Source organism: Aminobacter niigataensis (genome assembly GCF_946995915.1).
Lineage (GTDB): Bacteria > Pseudomonadota > Alphaproteobacteria > Rhizobiales > Rhizobiaceae > Aminobacter > Aminobacter niigataensis.
Map to the genome: position 1 here is coordinate 625,001 of NZ_OX341517.1, position 15,735 is coordinate 640,735.

The window sequence follows — 15,735 nt, forward strand, 5'->3', positions numbered from 1 at the left end:
GGTCTGGTGGCTCTCTATAATAAGAGCAGGTCCTGACACCTTATATCCAGGGCTCATGTCGGCGCGGCGGAAGATGCCGGCATCGTGCCAGGCGCCCTCGGTGAACATTTTTCTCACCTCGGAGGCGGCGACCTGCTTGTCGTCAAGCTCCGCCTCGCGTTCGGAGAGCCCACGGGCGCTGCCGTCGCGGCCTTCCAGCGCCACCGCTTCGACGACGATGGGCTTGTCTTTATATATAAAGCCGAACTGTGCCTTGTGGGCGGCCTCGAAGGCGGCCTTTGCGTCCACGATCGAACCATGTTCGAAGCCCACCGACAAGGCGGTGTCGGTGCCGTCGTAGCGGACATGCAGGACAGGCCGTACGGCGACATCCTGTTCGACGATGGCCTGGCCGGCGAGTTCGGCCAGCACCTCGGCGCGGAGGTCGTTTATCAGGGCCTCGATGTCAGCCAGCGATTCCTCCCCCAGCGGCTTGAGTAGCGCCTGCTGGCGCGAGGCGAAGACCGAGGACAGACCGATGCCATAGGCAGACAGCAGGCCGGAAAAGGGGTGGATCAGCACCGCCTCGATACCCAGCGCATCGGCGACCAGGCAGGCATGCTGGCCGCCGGCGCCGCCGAAGCAGTTGAGCAGATATTCCGTCACATCGTAGCCGCGCTGGACCGAGATCTTCTTGATGGCGTTGGCCATGTTCTCGACGGCGATGGTGACGAAGCCCTCCGCCACGGCTTCCGGGCTGCGGCCATCGCCGATCTCCCGGGCAAGGGCTTCGAATTTTTCGTGCACCACGCCGGCATCGAGCGGCTGGTCCTGGCCGGTGCCGAAGATCGCCGGGAAGAAAGCGGGCTGCAGCTTGCCGAGCATGACATTGGCATCGGTCACAGCGAGCGGGCCGCCGCGGCGGTAGCAGGCGGGACCGGGATTGGCGCCGGCGGAATCGGGCCCGCAACGGAAGCGGCCAGCCTCGAAATGCAGCACCGAGCCGCCACCGGCGGCAACCGTGTGGATGCGCATCATCGGCGCACGGACGCGGACGCCGGCGACCTCGGTGTCGAAGCTGCGTTCGTACTCGCCATCATAATGGGCGACATCGGTCGAGGTGCCGCCCATGTCGAAGCCGATGACCTTGTCGAAGCCGGCGAGCTTGGCCGTCTCGACCATGCCGACGACGCCGCCGGCGGGGCCGGACAAAAGCGCGTCCTTGCCCTGGAACAAGTCGGCGGCGGTGAGCCCGCCGGAAGACATCATGAACATGAGGCGGGGGTTTTCACCCTCCCCCTTGTGGGGAGGGTCGGCACGCAGTGCCGGGGTGGGGGTGGATCTGGCTTCACCCCCACCCCGTAAGGCTTCGCCGTCCGACCCTCCCCACAAGGGGGAGGGTAAAGCGCCCAGTTCCCCCGCCACCTGGCTGACATAACGCGACAGGATCGGCGACAGATACGCGTCGACCACCGTCGTATCGCCGCGGCCGACGAGCTTGACCAGCGGCGAGACCTCGTGGCTGACCGAGACCTGCGAAAAACCGCATTTGCGGCAGACGGCAGCAACGGCGCGCTCGTGCTCTGGATACTTCCACGCATGCATGAAGACGATGGCAACTGCGTCGATGCCATCGGCCTTGGCCTGCATCAGGATCGGCTTGATCTCGGCGATATCCAGAAGCCGCTCGACGCAGCCATCCACCCGCACCCGCTCGTCGACCTCGACGACGCGCTCATAGAGCTGCTCGGGCAGGATGATCTCCTTGGCGAAGATGTCGGGCCTGGCCTGGTAGGCGATGCGCAGCGCGTCGCGGAAGCCCTTTGTAATAAGAAGTAGGACGCGGTCGCCCTTGCGTTCGAGCAGCGCATTGGTGGCGACCGTCGTGCCCATGCGGATGTCGCCTATGGCACCCACCGGGATTGCGGCGCCCGGTGCCAGTCCAAGCAGGTCGCGGACACCCTGGATCGCGGCATCGCGATAGGCCTCGGGATTTTCCGACAGCAGCTTGCGCGGATGGAGATTGCCCTGGGGGTCGCGGCCGATGACGTCGGTGAAGGTGCCGCCACGGTCGACCCAGAAATCCCACTTGCCCGACATGACGCTCTCCCCATTCGCTGTCGCGGTATCGCCCGAACACGATACCGCTTGCGGGGAGGAAGCGGCAGGGCTGCCGTGCCGTCAAGAGTAGAAAGCCTGTCCCACGCTGTGGCGTTGCGGGTCAGGCCTCCTGGTCGTAGAGCACGACCATCAGCGCCCTGGCCATCTCGGTGCCGCCATTGGTGATCTCGTGGCCGATGTCGGCGCGGTAGCGGGCGGTCTCGCCGGTCAGGAGTTCCTGCCGGCCAAGTTCGGTCTCGACCAGCAAGCCATCGGTGTAGGCCGTGAGATGCTCGAAGGTGCCCGGCGCGTGCGGGGCGCTCTGCAGCTTGGAGCCGGGCGCGATCTCGACCTCGTACCATTCGACGCGGCCGGCGAGCGCGGGCGAACTCAGGATGCGCAGCCGCCAGGCGCCGTCGGGGCTCTTGATCTCCGGCGTCAGCGCCAGCGTCACCAGTTCGATGGCCTCGGCCTTGCGCTGGTGCGTGATGCCGCCCGCGATGAGCTGGGAAAAATCGATGCCGAGCGCCTGGGTCAGCGACCACAGAACCGCGAAGGTCGGATTGGCCTCGCCGCGCTCGATCTGCGACAGCATCGAGCGCGAGACGCCCGAAAGCGCCGCCAGCCGGTCAAGCGTCAGATGGCGCTCCTTGCGTTCCTTCTGGAGCACCGGACCGATCTTCGGCGCGTTGTTCACTTCCATATGCGGCCTCCCCCAAAGCTGGCACACTGATAGCACCGTGCCTTGCGTCCTGCGAGGCATTTGCGTCTGGTATGCTGGCCCAATTGGATTCCGCTAGACTTAACACGATATCCATTATATCGGAATTTCTATCTTAACGGATGGCGAGACCGATGAGCCGAGATTTCCTTTCCCACATATCGAGCGTTCTCAAGGGCATCGAGGCCGACGGCCTCTACAAGCGCGAGCGCGAAATCACCGGCCCGCAGTCGGGGCGCATCAAGGTGAAGGGCGCGTCGGGCGAGCGCCAGATGGTCAATCTGTGCGCCAACAACTATCTCGGCCTCGCCGACAATGCCGATATCCGCAAGGCGGCTGCCGCGGCCCTCGACGAGCTCGGCTTCGGCATGGCCTCGGTCCGCTTCATCTGCGGCACCCAGACCCTGCACCGCGAGCTGGAGCATGCCATCGCCGACTATCTCGGCAAGGACGATGCCATCCTGTTTGCCGCCTGCTTCGACGCCAATGGCGCACTGTTCGAGCCGCTGCTCGGCGCCGAGGACGCCATCATCTCCGACAGCCTCAACCACGCTTCGATCATCGACGGCGTGCGGCTCTCCAAGGCCAAGCGCTTCCGCTACGCCCAGGGCGACATGAACGACCTGGAGACCCAGCTCAAGCAGGCCGCTGCCGACGGCGCGCGCTTCAAGCTGGTCGTCACCGACGGCGTGTTCTCGATGGACGGGCACATCGCCAAGCTGAAGCAGATCTGCGACCTTGCCGAGCGCTACGGCGCCATCGTCGCCGTCGACGACTGCCATGCCACCGGCCATATCGGCGACGAGGGCCGCGGTACGCCTGATCTGACCGGGGTCGGCAGCCGCGTCGACATCGTCACCGGCACGCTGGGCAAGACGCTGGGCGGCGCGATGGGCGGCTTCATTGCAGCGTCGCAGCCTATCATCGACCTGTTGCGCCAGCGCGCGCGCCCTTATCTCTTCTCCAACAGCCTCGCGCCAGCAGTGGCCGCAGGCTCGTTGAAGGCAATTGAGATCGCCCGTGCCGCAGACGACCTCCGCACAAAACTCGGCCGCCACACGACGCGCTTCCGGGAAGGCCTGACCCAGGCCGGTTTCACGCTGCTTCCGGGCGAGACGCCGATCATTCCGGTCATGCTGGGCGATGCGGTGCTGGCGCAGCGAATGGCCAAGGCGCTCGACGAGCGTGGCGTCTATGTCGCCGGCTTCTTCTATCCCGTCGTGCCGCAGGGCAAGGCGCGCATCCGCACCCAGATGTCGGCCGCCCTCGACGACCAGGACATAACCTTCGCCATCGACGCCTTTGCCGACGCCGGCAAGTCGCTCGGCATCATCTGATTTTCAGGAGTTTTCCCATGCGCGCACTGGTCAAGGCCAAGGCTGAACCCGGCATCTGGATGGAAGACCGGCCCGTGCCGGAAGTCGGCCCCGACGACGTGCTGATCAAGGTCAACAAGACCGGTATCTGCGGCACCGATATCCATATCTACAAGTGGGACGAATGGGCGGCCAGGACCGTGCCGGTGCCGATGGTCACCGGCCATGAATATGCCGGTGAGGTCGTGGAGCTCGGTTCGCATGTGCGCGGCTTCAAGGTCGGACAGCGCGTTTCGGGCGAAGGCCATGTCATCGGCATGCGCAGCCGCGCCAGCCGCGCCGGCCGCTACCATCTCGATCCGGAGACGCAAGGGATCGGCGTCAACCTGCCGGGCGCCTTCGCCGAATATGTCCGCATCCCCGCCTTCAACGTGGTGCCGCTGCCCGATTCGATCGACGACGAGCTGGGCGCCATCCTCGACCCGCTCGGCAATGCGGTGCACACGGCACTTTCCTTCGACGTCGCCGGAGAGGACGTGCTGATCACCGGTGCTGGGCCCATCGGCATCATGGGTGCAGCAGTCGCCCGCCACTGCGGCGCGCGCCATGTCGTCATCACCGACGTCAACCCGAAGCGCCTCGAGCTCGCCACCCAGGTGGCCGATGTCACCCCGGTCAACGTCGCCCAGGAAGAGCTGCGCGACGCCATGGGCCGCCTCGGCATGCGCGAAGGCTTCGACGTCGGTTTCGAGATGAGCGGCTCGCCGGCCGCCTTCGACCAGCTGATCGAGCACACGCTGATGGGCGGCCGGATCGCCCTGCTCGGCGTGCCGGCCAAGCCCTTCCCCATCGATCTCGCCAAGATCGTGTTCAAGATGATCACGCTCAAGGGCATCTACGGCCGCGAGATGTTCGAGACCTGGCACAAGATGCTGGCGATGCTGGAAAGCGGCCTCGACATCCGCAAGGTCATCACCAGCCGCATGAAGGCCGACGACTACCAGGCCGCCTTCCACAACGCCGCCAACGGCGAGGCCGGCAAGATCGTGCTCGAGTGGTAGGCTTTTGCCGCCACGTTTGAACAAGAGGCCGCGCCGACTGCGCGGCCTTTTTGATGAGATCTCCGGCCTTCATACGGTGAGGGGGATCTGATGCGTGGCAGAAACAAAAAACCCGCGGAAGCTGCCTTCCGCGGGTTTGCCTTTCGCAGTCGATGGACAGGCCTACGCGGTCTTGCTCAGCGGCAGGCCGAGTTCCTCGCAGATTCCACGGACATGGGCGGCGCTGTCCTTGATGTAGGCGACCGTCTCGGCATAGTGGTAGTTCTCCACCGCCCAGGCGGCGAAGCTCTCGCGGTCCATGACCTCGCCGCTGGCGATGCGGGCGGCATAATCCTGCACCATCTTCATGTAGTCGGCATATTCCTCGACGCTCAGGTCGGGATGGCCTTCGAGCCATTTCGGATCGGCGATCTCGATGATCATCTTGGGCGGATTGCGCGGCCGGTCAGAGAAGGATTCATAGTTCTCGATCGACAGGTTGAGATGCGGGTTGGCCTCGGCCAGGATCGGCATGACGGCACGGAAATCGACCACGCCGCCGCCACAGGGACGCATCTGGAAGTCGAGCACTTCGCCATCATAGGCGATCAGCGCGTCCTTGATGTGGGTCTGGCGCACGTAAGGCGCGACCCGCTTCGCTGCCCACACCGGATGCTCGGCGCGCTGCAGCACATTCGCCGTGTCGAAGACGATGCCTGTGGTATCCGGCCCGACTTCCTCGACCAGCCGCACCAGCTCGAAGGAGGTGATCTCCTCGTGCGTCTCGAGGTTCATGTGGATGCCGAGGTCGCAGGCGATCGGCGCAAGCTTCTTGAGGAAGCGCGCCGTGGCGTCGAGCTGCTCGCGCCAGGTGACGTCGGTACGGAAGCGGTCATAGGCAAAGCGGCCGGTGAAAGCCGGCTTGTAGTTGGCGGTCGCCACCCATAGCTCGCGGCAGTCGATGGCGGCACAGGCCTCCATCATGCGGCGGAAGCCGAGCACGATGTCGCCGTCGCCGATCAGGCGCAGTTCCGGCGCCTCGGGCGTGGCGAAAGGGTTGACCTTGCCGAGACCGGTTTCGAGATACATGCCGAGCTCATTGGCGCGCTGCTTGATCTCACCGAGATAGCCGGCATCGAGCGTCGGGCTCATGTCGAGCACGGTGCGGAAGAACAGGCCCTCCATGCCCAATTCCTTGGCATGATCGAAGCTGGCCACGGGGCCGCGCTTGGCGGCTTCGGGAATCTTGCGGCCATCGACACCGATACGCATCGGCAGTCTCCTTAGTAATGTCAGTTTGCGGTTTCGAGGCGGCGCGCCGCACGGCGGGCGCGGCCGACAACGGGATCGGGCACCGGCACGGCGGCCAGCAGCGACTGGGTGTAGGGCATCTGCGGGTTGTCGAATATCTGCTCGCGCGTGCCCTGCTCGACCACCTTGCCCTTGTGCAGCACGACGATCTTTTCGCAGAGGTGGCGGACGACGGCGAGGTCGTGCGCCACGAAGACGATGGCGAGGTTGAGCTTCTTCTGCATGTCCTGCAGCAGGTTGATGACCTGCGCCTGCACGGACACGTCGAGCGCCGCCACCGGCTCGTCGCAGACGAGGATGCGCGGGCGGATGACAAGCGCCCGGGCGATGGCGATGCGCTGGCGCTGGCCACCGGAGAAGGAACGCGTGTAGCGGTCCATGTCGTTGGGGTTGAGGCCGACCATCTCCATCATCTCGGCGACGCGGGCACGCCGTGCCGCTGCCGTCGGTTCGAGCTTGTGGATCAGCAGGCCCTCGCCGATCAGCTCCTCCACTGTCATGCGCGGATTGAGGCTGCCGTAAGGATCCTGGAACACCATCTGCACTTCGCGGCGGAAGCGCCTGAGATCCTCGCCCCTGGCGTGGATCACGTCGATGCCGTCATAGGTGATCGCGCCCTCTTCCGGCTTGATCAGCGCCAGCATGCACTTGGCGATGGTCGACTTGCCGGAGCCGGATTCGCCGACCAGGCCGATGGCCTCGCCGGTGTCGACGTTAAGCGTCACGTCGTGCAGCACCTTGGCCGGCGGGTTCGGGAAGGCGTTGTACGACTTGCTGATGCTGTCGATGGACATGAGCATGATCAGGCACCCTTCCCGTCGAGCAGGTGGCAGGCAACACGCGACATGCCGACCGGCTGCAGCGCGGGCAAATCAACGCCGCAGCGGTCGAAACGCTGGTCGCAGCGCGGGTGGAACGGGCAGCCGCTCGGCCGGGCCAGCGGCGGCGGCGGCGCGCCGGGGATCGCGTAAAGCGTGTTGAGATCCTGGTCGATGCGCGGCACCGCCTTGATCAGCCCTTGCGTGTAGGGATGGCTCGGCTTGGCGAAGACGCCGGCTACCTCGCCGTCTTCGACGATGCGACCCGAATACATGACCATGACGCGCTCGGCGAAGCCGGCGACGACGCCGAGATCGTGGGTGATGAACAGCACCGCCAGGCCGCGTCGCGTCGAGACGTCGTCGAGCAGGTCGAGAACCTGGTCCTGGACGCGCACGTCGAGTGCGGTCGTCGGCTCGTCGGCGATCAGCAGGCGCGGCTCGCCGACCAGCGCCATGGCGAGCACGACGCGCTGGCGCATGCCGCCGGAGAATTCATGCGGATAGGCATCGAGCCTTTCGGCGGCGCGGTCGACGCCAAGCTCGTCGAGCACGGCGAGTGCCCGCTTGCGCGCCTCGGCCTTGCCGACGCCGCGGATGCGCAACGTCTCGGCAACCTGGTCGCCGATGGTCATCAGCGGGTCGAGGAAACTCATCGGGTCCTGGAAGACCATGGCGATGGAGCTGCCGCGCAGCTTGCCCATGTCGCGGTCGGAAAGCTTGAGCAGGTCGGTGCCATCGAAATCGACCCGGCCGGACAGCTTGGCGAGGCGGTCGAGCCGCATCAGGGCGCGCGCCGTCAGCGACTTGCCCGAACCGGACTCGCCGACAAGCGCGACGCGCTCGCCGACGCCGATGGTGAAATCGACGCCGTCGACGATGCGGACGCTCGACCCGCTGCGGCCGAGCGGCATGTCGACGGTGAGCTTGTCGACGCTGATGAGCGGCTGGCGAACCGGAACCACGGAAGCTGCGTCCGGCAAGGGATGTACTGTCTTCATCTCAGTTGCCCCTCAAGGACGGATCGCGGCGGACCTGGATGATGTCGCCCAGAAGGCCGAAGGCGATCGAGGTGATGGCAACCGCTGCACCCGGAGCGACGACGGTCCACCAGGCGGTCGAGACATAGCCGCGTGCGCTGGCGATGGTGGCGCCCCATTCGGCGCTCGGCGGCTGGGCGCCGACGCCGATGAAGGACAGGCTGGCCAGCACCAGCACCGTGGTGCCGATGTCGCCGGCCCATTTGACGATCAAGACGTCGAGCGAATTGGGCAGCACATGCTTGGTCATCAGCCGCCATTTCGACACGCCCAGCACCTGGGCGCCGGCGACGAAGGGCTGCTCCATCGTCTGGCGCATGATGCCGCGCAGCATGCGGGCGGTGATCGGCCAGCCGGTGATGGCCATGGCGATGACCGCCGAACGCAGGCTGGCACCCATGGCGGCAGCAAAACCGAGCGCCACGATCATGCCAGGTAGCGCGAGGCCAATGTCGGTAACGCGCATCAGCGCCTCGTCGAGCCAGCGCGGGCCGGCGGCGGCGACGGTGGCGAGGGTAACGCCGATCAGGGAATAGAGCGTCACCACCAGGAAGGCCGAGAGCAGTGTCGTCTGGGCGCCGACGATCAAGCGCCAGAACACGTCGCGGCCCTGGTCGTCGGTGCCGAACCAGTTTGCGGCACTCGGCGGCATCAGCGAATTGGCGATGTCGGAACTGTAGATGCTGTCAGGCGCGAGGAGCGGCCCGAAGACGGCGATGGAAAGCAGCGCCACCACGAGAGCGAAGACAAAGATCTCGAAGGCCGAGAAGCCTTCCTTGCGGCGGGCTGCCGGCTGGGCGATGGCAGGGGCGGTCATTGGCCTTGGCTCCCCAGTTGTGCGGCGCGGATGCGCGGGTCGACCAGAAGCTGAAGGATGTCGACGACGAGGTTGACGAGGCAGACGACGGTGCCGATGAACATCACCGAGCCCAGCACCGCGAAGGCGTCCTTCTGGGCGACGGCATTGAACATGTAGGCGCCGATGCCCTGGCGGGCGAAGACGGTCTCGACCAGCACCGCCGAGCCGATCATCGCGCCGGCCTGCGTGCCCGAGAGCGTCAGCACCGGGTTGAGGCTGTTGGGCAGAGCGTGGCGCACCAGCATGTGGCGGGCCGTTGCACCCTTGGCGCGCACGGCCATGATGAAGTCGGAGCGCAGGACGCCAAGCAGCGACGCACGCAAGGTGCGGAAGATCTGCGTGGCAAAGAGCGCCGCCAGCACGGCTGCCGGCAGGATGATGTGGTGCAGGGCGTCGAAGAAGGCCCCGAAATTGAGCGCCATCAGCGCGTCGAGCGTCGGTGCGCCAGTGACGATCGGCGACGCCATGCCGTAGCTCTGCTGGCCCGAGATCGGCACCACGCGCCAGACGCTGCCCAGCACATATTGCAGAACCAGCGCCAGCCAGAAGGCGGGCATGCCGCCGAGCATGACAGCCGTGATGCGGCTGGTCGCGTCAAAGACGCCGCCCTGGCGGTAGGCGGCAACGATGCCGGCCGGGATAGCCACGGTCAGATTGAGCAGCATGGCGATGAAGACGAGTTCCAGCGTGCTTGGCAGGACCTTCTCCAGGTCGGCCAAAACAGGCTGGAGCGTGACGATGGAAGTGCCCAGGTCGCCGCGCAGGAGGCGACCCAGGAAGCTGAAATACTGCATGATGACCGGGGCATCGAGCCCCAGCCTTTCACGCACCGCCTCGATCTGTGCGGCGGAAGCGTCCGCGCCGGCGGCCATCTGGGCCTCGTCGCCGGGCATGAGCTTGATCATCAGGAAGACCAGCGAAGCCAGCCCCCAAAGGGTCAGCAATGCAAGGCCCAGGCGTCGGGACAGAAACCAGGAATAGGCGCGGAACGCGAGCATCTCAGACCTCGCTTACGGCTTGGCGAGCCGGAAGTCCGCCGGCTCGGCGGGCGTGGCGAGCATGCTGGCCTTGAGATCGGCAAGCGTGCCGACGCGATAGGCGGCCGGCTTGTAGACACCATACATGTCGACCATCACTGAGTCATTGTCGAGGATGGTCTGGACCTGCTTGTAGAGGTCGCAACGCTTGGCGTCGTCGGCCGTGGCGAGTGCCGTGTCGAGTAGCTTGTCGACTTCCGGATTGGCGTAGCCGGTGCGGTTGGTGCCGATGGCATCCGACTTGTAGCCCTTGACCAGCATGATGCCGGCATCCGGGAACTGGGCGAAGTCCTCGAGCAGCATCATCTGCGGGATCGAGTTCGGGTCCTTCAGGCTGGCGAGGTAGTTCGGATAGGCGATCGGCTCGAGTTCGAGGTCGATGCCGATCTCGCGCAGATTGGACTGGAACAGCGTCGCTTCCTGCTTCTGCAGCTCGAACACCGGCTGGAAGTTCATCTTGAGCTTCAGGTTGGCAGCGCCCGCCTCGGCAAGCATCGCCTTGGCAGCTTCGAGGTCGCGTTTCACCTCGGGCAGTTCCGGACGGCAGTCGAGGCGCGCAGGCAGCGGGCCATTGGCCACCTTGCCGTTGCCACCGCGGACGCCACGCAGGCCGCCTGCATAGTCGTAGACCATGCGCAGCGCCTTGCGCACCTTGGGATCGGCGGTCGGGCCGACCTTGGTGTTGAAGACGACTTCGGTCTGGTAGCTGGTGTTGATCGGCACCACCTTCAGCGCCGGGTCGGTGGCCATGGCGGCCGCATCGCGGTCGGCGAAGCCGAAGGCGACGTCGATGTTGCCGGCGCGCAGTTCGTCGCGGCGCGTCGAGCTTTCGTCGATGCGGCGGAAGACGATCGATTCGGGACGGCCGGCCTCGGCGGCCCAATATCCCGCAAACAGGTCGATGACCACGGCCTGCGACTGGTCGCCCAGCACGTAAGGACCGGAGCCGGCGTCATGTGCCTGGAGCCAGCCCTGGCCGTCGTCGGCGGCCGCATTGGCGGTGACCAGCGCGGAATTGAGGATGTAGATCTTGCTCAGCGACGGCAGGAACAGCGTGTTGGGCTTGGTGAGATTGATAGTGAGATGCGTGTCGTCGGTGACCGTGGTCGAATCGTAGCCGTCGATCAGCGAGGCGACGCCGGCGCCGAGGCGCTTCAGGCGATCAAGCGTGTAAGCGACATCCTTGGCGGTCAGCGCGGTGCCGTCGTGAAACTTCACGTCGGGACGCAGCGTGAAGGTGATCGACTTGGCGTCATCCGAATAGGCGTATTCGGTGGCCAGGCTGCCGACCAGCTTGGTGTCGTCGTACGTCACCAGCGTATCATAGACAGCACTGATGATGGTGTTGGTCTGGTTGTAGTCGGCGCGCAGCGGGTCGAGCGTGTTGATCTGACCGCCGAGGCCAACGATGATCGTGTGCTCGCGATCCGCGGCCAACGCCGTAGAACCGCCAAGGCCGACCGAAATCGCGAGTGCGGCGCCGCCAACGGTCGCCAGAAACTGCCGCCGGCTGTGCGACAGCGCCGAAAAGGCCTGGAAAAACGCATGCATGATTGTCGCTCCCATATGCTGAATTGACTCTGCCTTTTCGCAAAGGCGCTCCCTGTCTTTTTGTATCCGATTTTTTCCCCAGTGGATACACAAATTTTGGGCGACGGATGCAAATCAGGCAGAGATGAATGCTCTGCTGTAAAACACTTCTAAATCAATGGCCTAGACCGTCAACGAATCCGGCGGCATGGCCAAATGGCAAAAATTCTTCGATGCCGAACCTGACTCGTCGGCGGCATGGCGAAGCTTTTTCGACTGTATGGCGCGGTCCAAAGAATAGGCAATCAGCGCGCAGCACCGGCGAAAATGTGCGCAATTTTTGGATACAAACTTTACAGCTGATATGATACAATGATATCAAGTTGGCACTGCAGTTCGACCATGCCCCTGCAAATGGGTGCGGGCGTCATCCAGCCAAACGCCTCTCTTCACCCCGAGAGTGAAGGCTGGGTCGGCAGCTAAAGTCCGTTGTTCTCAGAGGAAACCGATGCATCGCCTGCCTCGCCTGCTCGTCATCAATCCAAACACGTCAGCCGACGTCAGCCAGGTTATCGATACGCTGGTGCGCGAGGAGACGGCGGGGGCTGCAAAAGTCCAGACCGTGACTGCCGGCTTCGGCTTCAGCTACATCTCCACGCGCGTTGCGGTTTCGATCGCCGCGCACGCCGTGCTCGACGCGGCCGCCAAGGCGATGGCCGAAGGTGCCGAGCCCGACGCGATCGTGCTCGCCTGTTTTGGCGATCCCGGCCGCGAGGCGCTCGCCGAGATGACCGGCCTGCCGGTCATCGGCTTTGCCGAAGCGGGCCTGCTGGCTGCGGCGGCATTGCCGGGAACATCCCTGGTTTCCACCAATGGCACCGTCTGGTGCGAAATGCTGGGCGAACTGGTGCTGAAGCTCGGTCTCGGCGACAAGGTTGCGGGCATCCGCTCCATCGAGACCGTCGCCGACGACACACAGGCGATTGCCGATTTTCTGGCAAATGAAGCAAACGCGCTGGGCGCCGACCGTGTCGTGCTCGGCGGCGCCGGCCTGATCCCGAGCCTGCCCGGCATCGCCGCGTCGTCACGCGTGCCGATCCTCGATCCGCATCGTGTTGCCATCGGCAAGGCACTGCGCCTGACAGCAGCGCCGCGGACGGCTCCAACCCCTGGGCAGAACGGCGCCACCGAAACGCTCGGCCTGTCGCCCTTTCTGTCACATGCCCTGAACGGGGGCGCAGCCATTGCGCCCTTGCGCCGCTGCGCCGGACGCTGATCGATTTCCAACAGCCGCGACGACCTTTGCATCCATGCTGCGCGGGGGCCGGAAGGCAGCGCATTTTCAAATCGTATTCAAAACACCTTACGATTGCGCGCAATGGATTTCGCTATTGTATTAGAAAACATGTGCTAGAGTGACCGCAATGCAAACTGGCGCTGCGTCGGCTTGCAGTGGAGGAGGCACGGCAGGCAGCGGCGTGCCGGCTGCATCGCATGACACCGGCTAATACATAACGAACAACGAAGCAAGGCTCGCATTTTTCTTGTCTTCCGCCCGGTGGCGATGCATCTGAGACGTAGCATAGTTGCATGCTGCCCGTGCAAAACCGGCTGGTGAGGGAATGGCTAAAGCTGCGAATACTGACTTCGACGAGAAAGCCGGATCGAAGATCGATGCGATCTACCAGGCGCTATTCAGGGCCATTCTGGCGCGCGAGCTCACGCCCGGCACGAAACTCAGCGAAGAATCGATCGGCTCGCTGTTTTCCGTCAGCCGCACCATCGTTCGCGCGGCACTCAACCGCCTGCATACCGAATCGCTGGTCGAGTTCCGGCAGAATCGTGGCGCCTTCGTCGCCAGCACGACGCCCGACGAGGCCCGCCAGGTCTTCGAGGCACGCAATGCCATCGAACGCGAGATCTTCTCCAAGCTCGCCACCGTCGTCACCGACAAGCAGATCGCAGCCCTGGAACAGCACCTGCACCATGAGCACGCCATCCGACACGCCGGCGACCACACCGCTGCCATCGTGGCGTCGGGAGAGTTCCACCTGCTCGCCGCGCACATGGCCGGCAACGAGGTGCTTGCCGGATTCCTCAAGTCGCTGATTTCGCGGACCTCGCTGATCCTGGCGCAGCACAGCACCCATCAGGAAACCGACTGCAGCGTCGATGAGCATGCCGCGATCCTGCAGGCGCTGAGGGCCCGTGATCCCAAGGCAAGCGCCGATGCGATCATCGAGCACCTGCAGCAGGTGTTCGAGCAGGCCAATATCGGCCAGACCAAGCGCACCAAGCGCAATCTCAGCGAGATCCTGTCGCGCTACGCTTGAGACAGCACTGGTACCTGGGTGCGTCCTTCGAGGCCCCGCTTCGCGGGCTCCTCAGGATGAGGACCGTTGGTGTGGCCTGCCCAGTCCAGAAACTGCCCCGGCCTGGAAACAGCGCGGGGTGGTCAGCTTCGGTGAGGCACAACGGCCCTCATCCCGAGGAACTCGCCCACCGGACGAGCCTCGAAGGACCTACAATCAGGGCTATTCCGCGAACCGCGCCTCGACCTGGATTTCGGCCAGACGCTCGACCTCGCCATAGGTGACGGCAAGCTCGGTCTCGCTGTCCGTCTCCAGCCGCGCCTCCAGCGACGCCAGCAGCGATGCGGTGGTGTAGTTGCGCACCACGAAGATGGCGCCGAACCCGAACTTGGTTTCGTAGATGCCGAGCAGTTCCAGCAATCGCTTCTGCTGGCCGTCCGTCATGACATCGAGGCTGACGGACTGGCTTTCGTCGGCGACGATCCTTGCAGCCAGAATGCGAGGATCAAGCGGCGTATATCCCTTCAGCACCTCGAACTTCTCGGCAGCGCTTGCCGCACGGAACTGTGTGCGCAGCGCAAAGAACAGGCCATAGGCACTGTCGTTCACCGGCCCCAGCTCGCCGTCGAAGGCGCGCTCGGCGAGCAGGGCACCGTTGCGGAAGCACTGACCGAACTTTTCGACAAAGCCGACTTTGTCCATCTTCGACGGCACCAGCGTCGGCTTCGCGTAGGGATGTTCCCTCGCCCAGTGATGGGCGATGTCGATGCGGCGCGCGATCCACACCTTGTCGTGGCTCTGCACATACTCGATGAAGCGCTTGAGCGCGGCGATACGCCCGGCGCGGCCGACGAGGCGGCAATGCAGGCCGATGGAGAACATCTTCGGCCGACCGGCGGCACCTTCGGCATAGAGATAGTCGAACGTGTCCTTGAGATAGGCAAAGAACTGGTCGCCCGAATTGAAGCCGTTCGGCGTGCCGAAGCGCATATCGTTGGCTTCGAGTGTGTAGGGGATGATCAGCTGTTCCTTGCCCTGATGTTCGCGCCAGTAGGGCAGGTCGTCGTCATAGGTGTCGGATACGTAGTCAAATCCGCCTTCCTCGGAGACGAGGTCGACGGTGTTGACCGAACAACGGCCGGTGTACCAGCCGGTCGGGCGCGAACCCGTGGCCAGCGTGTGCAGGCGGATCGCCTGCTGGATCTGGCCGCGCTCTTCTTCGGCCGGCATGTCCTTGTGCTCGACCCATTTGTAGCCGTGGCTGGCGATCTCCCAGTCGGCCTGCTGCATGGCGCGCAGCTGTTCGGGCGCACGCATCAAGGCGGTGGCGACGCCATAGACGGTGACAGGCACGTCGAGGTCGGTGAACAGCCGGTGCAGCCGCCAGAAGCCGGCGCGCGGGCCGTACTCGTAGACCGACTCCATGTTCCAATGACGCTGCCCCGGCCACTGCGCGGCACCCGGGATTTCCGACAGGAAGGCTTCGCTGGCCGCATCGCCGTGGAGGATGTTGTTTTCGCCGCCCTCTTCATAGTTGAGCACGAACTGGACGGCGACATGGGCGCCGCCCGGCCAGTTGGCGTGAGGCGGATTGGCGCCGTAACCGCGCATGTCCCTGGGATATCGCATGAATGTCTCCTGGCTTGGGTGCGCGGCCGCCTGCCGCGCGAAA

Annotated in this window: 13 protein-coding genes (1 of these 13 running past the window's edge); 4 read left to right on the forward strand and 9 right to left on the reverse strand. The window is 64.7% G+C overall.

Annotated elements, in window-relative coordinates; all coding sequences use genetic code 11:
* Together O1Y97_RS02910 and O1Y97_RS02915 are read right to left on the reverse strand one after the other, a co-directional pair.
* Positions 1–2,079, reverse strand: partial view of a hydantoinase B/oxoprolinase family protein gene (locus O1Y97_RS02910; RefSeq protein ID WP_318763029.1) — the 5' portion only. 1,794 nt of this gene lie to the left of the window's left edge; 2,079 of the gene's 3,873 nt are visible here — the first part of the coding sequence; its start codon is at positions 2,077–2,079; its stop codon lies beyond the left edge, outside the window.
* A gap of 121 nt (positions 2,080–2,200) precedes the next feature.
* The gene (locus O1Y97_RS02915; RefSeq protein ID WP_318763030.1) at positions 2,201–2,782 is read right to left on the reverse strand and encodes a helix-turn-helix domain-containing protein; all 582 of its coding nucleotides are present in this window, start codon (positions 2,780–2,782) and stop codon (positions 2,201–2,203) included.
* A gap of 152 nt (positions 2,783–2,934) precedes the next feature.
* On the opposite strand from O1Y97_RS02915, the gene O1Y97_RS02920 reads away from it, so the two are divergent.
* Together O1Y97_RS02920 and tdh are read left to right on the forward strand one after the other, a co-directional pair.
* Entirely contained in the window at positions 2,935–4,137 is a 1,203-nt protein-coding gene (locus tag O1Y97_RS02920) for a glycine C-acetyltransferase (RefSeq protein WP_318763031.1), read from the forward strand.
* Positions 4,138–4,154: 17 nt separating this feature from the next.
* Positions 4,155–5,177 (forward strand): L-threonine 3-dehydrogenase, encoded by a 1,023-nt coding sequence (gene tdh, locus O1Y97_RS02925; protein WP_318763032.1) that lies wholly within the window; start codon positions 4,155–4,157, stop codon positions 5,175–5,177.
* Positions 5,178–5,339: 162 nt separating this feature from the next.
* On the opposite strand, the gene O1Y97_RS02930 is transcribed toward tdh, so the two are convergent.
* From O1Y97_RS02930 to O1Y97_RS02955, 6 genes are read right to left on the reverse strand one after another with little or no spacing between them, the layout of a single operon-like run.
* On the reverse strand, positions 5,340–6,428 hold the full coding sequence (locus tag O1Y97_RS02930) for a sugar phosphate isomerase/epimerase family protein (RefSeq protein WP_318763033.1): 1,089 nt from the start codon (positions 6,426–6,428) through the stop codon (positions 5,340–5,342).
* A 20-nt stretch (positions 6,429–6,448) separates the two neighbouring features.
* The gene (locus tag O1Y97_RS02935) at positions 6,449–7,267 is read right to left on the reverse strand and encodes an ATP-binding cassette domain-containing protein (protein ID WP_108605907.1); all 819 of its coding nucleotides are present in this window, start codon (positions 7,265–7,267) and stop codon (positions 6,449–6,451) included.
* Positions 7,268–7,269: 2 nt separating this feature from the next.
* Entirely contained in the window at positions 7,270–8,286 is a 1,017-nt protein-coding gene (locus tag O1Y97_RS02940; protein ID WP_318763034.1) for an ABC transporter ATP-binding protein, read from the reverse strand.
* 1 nt (position 8,287) lies between these two features.
* Complete coding sequence (locus O1Y97_RS02945; RefSeq protein ID WP_318763035.1) at positions 8,288–9,142, reverse strand: ABC transporter permease; 855 nt, start codon at positions 9,140–9,142, stop codon at positions 8,288–8,290.
* The gene (locus O1Y97_RS02950) at positions 9,139–10,182 is read right to left on the reverse strand and encodes an ABC transporter permease (protein ID WP_108605909.1); all 1,044 of its coding nucleotides are present in this window, start codon (positions 10,180–10,182) and stop codon (positions 9,139–9,141) included. Before O1Y97_RS02950 ends, O1Y97_RS02945 begins: the two co-directional genes overlap by 4 nt.
* Before the next feature lie 12 nt (positions 10,183–10,194).
* On the reverse strand, positions 10,195–11,772 hold the full coding sequence (locus tag O1Y97_RS02955) for an ABC transporter substrate-binding protein (protein ID WP_159091541.1): 1,578 nt from the start codon (positions 11,770–11,772) through the stop codon (positions 10,195–10,197).
* Between the two features lie 487 nt (positions 11,773–12,259).
* Between O1Y97_RS02955 and O1Y97_RS02960 the strand changes: the two genes are divergently transcribed.
* Both O1Y97_RS02960 and O1Y97_RS02965 read left to right on the forward strand, forming a co-directional pair.
* Positions 12,260–13,027, forward strand: coding sequence for an aspartate/glutamate racemase family protein (locus O1Y97_RS02960; RefSeq protein WP_318763036.1), 768 nt, complete (start codon positions 12,260–12,262; stop codon positions 13,025–13,027).
* Between the two features lie 346 nt (positions 13,028–13,373).
* Complete coding sequence (locus O1Y97_RS02965; RefSeq protein WP_055982286.1) at positions 13,374–14,084, forward strand: GntR family transcriptional regulator; 711 nt, start codon at positions 13,374–13,376, stop codon at positions 14,082–14,084.
* 201 nt (positions 14,085–14,285) lie between these two features.
* Here the strand turns inward: O1Y97_RS02965 and puuE are convergent, their stop codons facing one another.
* On the reverse strand, positions 14,286–15,692 hold the full coding sequence (gene puuE, locus O1Y97_RS02970) for an allantoinase PuuE (protein ID WP_318763037.1): 1,407 nt from the start codon (positions 15,690–15,692) through the stop codon (positions 14,286–14,288).
* Positions 15,693–15,735: the final 43 nt, after the last annotated feature.

Coding starts and splice junctions, on each gene's coding strand:
- O1Y97_RS02955 (WP_159091541.1), bottom strand. CDS start 11,772: ATGCATGCGTTTTTCCAGGCCTTTTCGGCGCTGTCGCACAGCCGGCGG.
- O1Y97_RS02960 (WP_318763036.1), top strand. CDS start 12,260: ATGCATCGCCTGCCTCGCCTGCTCGTCATCAATCCAAACACGTCAGCC.
- O1Y97_RS02950 (WP_108605909.1), bottom strand. CDS start 10,182: ATGCTCGCGTTCCGCGCCTATTCCTGGTTTCTGTCCCGACGCCTGGGC.
- O1Y97_RS02915 (WP_318763030.1), bottom strand. CDS start 2,782: ATGGAAGTGAACAACGCGCCGAAGATCGGTCCGGTGCTCCAGAAGGAA.
- tdh (WP_318763032.1), top strand. CDS start 4,155: ATGCGCGCACTGGTCAAGGCCAAGGCTGAACCCGGCATCTGGATGGAA.
- O1Y97_RS02965 (WP_055982286.1), top strand. CDS start 13,374: ATGGCTAAAGCTGCGAATACTGACTTCGACGAGAAAGCCGGATCGAAG.
- puuE (WP_318763037.1), bottom strand. CDS start 15,692: ATGCGATATCCCAGGGACATGCGCGGTTACGGCGCCAATCCGCCTCAC.
- O1Y97_RS02940 (WP_318763034.1), bottom strand. CDS start 8,286: ATGAAGACAGTACATCCCTTGCCGGACGCAGCTTCCGTGGTTCCGGTT.
- O1Y97_RS02920 (WP_318763031.1), top strand. CDS start 2,935: ATGAGCCGAGATTTCCTTTCCCACATATCGAGCGTTCTCAAGGGCATC.
- O1Y97_RS02930 (WP_318763033.1), bottom strand. CDS start 6,428: ATGCGTATCGGTGTCGATGGCCGCAAGATTCCCGAAGCCGCCAAGCGC.
- O1Y97_RS02945 (WP_318763035.1), bottom strand. CDS start 9,142: ATGACCGCCCCTGCCATCGCCCAGCCGGCAGCCCGCCGCAAGGAAGGC.
- O1Y97_RS02935 (WP_108605907.1), bottom strand. CDS start 7,267: ATGCTCATGTCCATCGACAGCATCAGCAAGTCGTACAACGCCTTCCCG.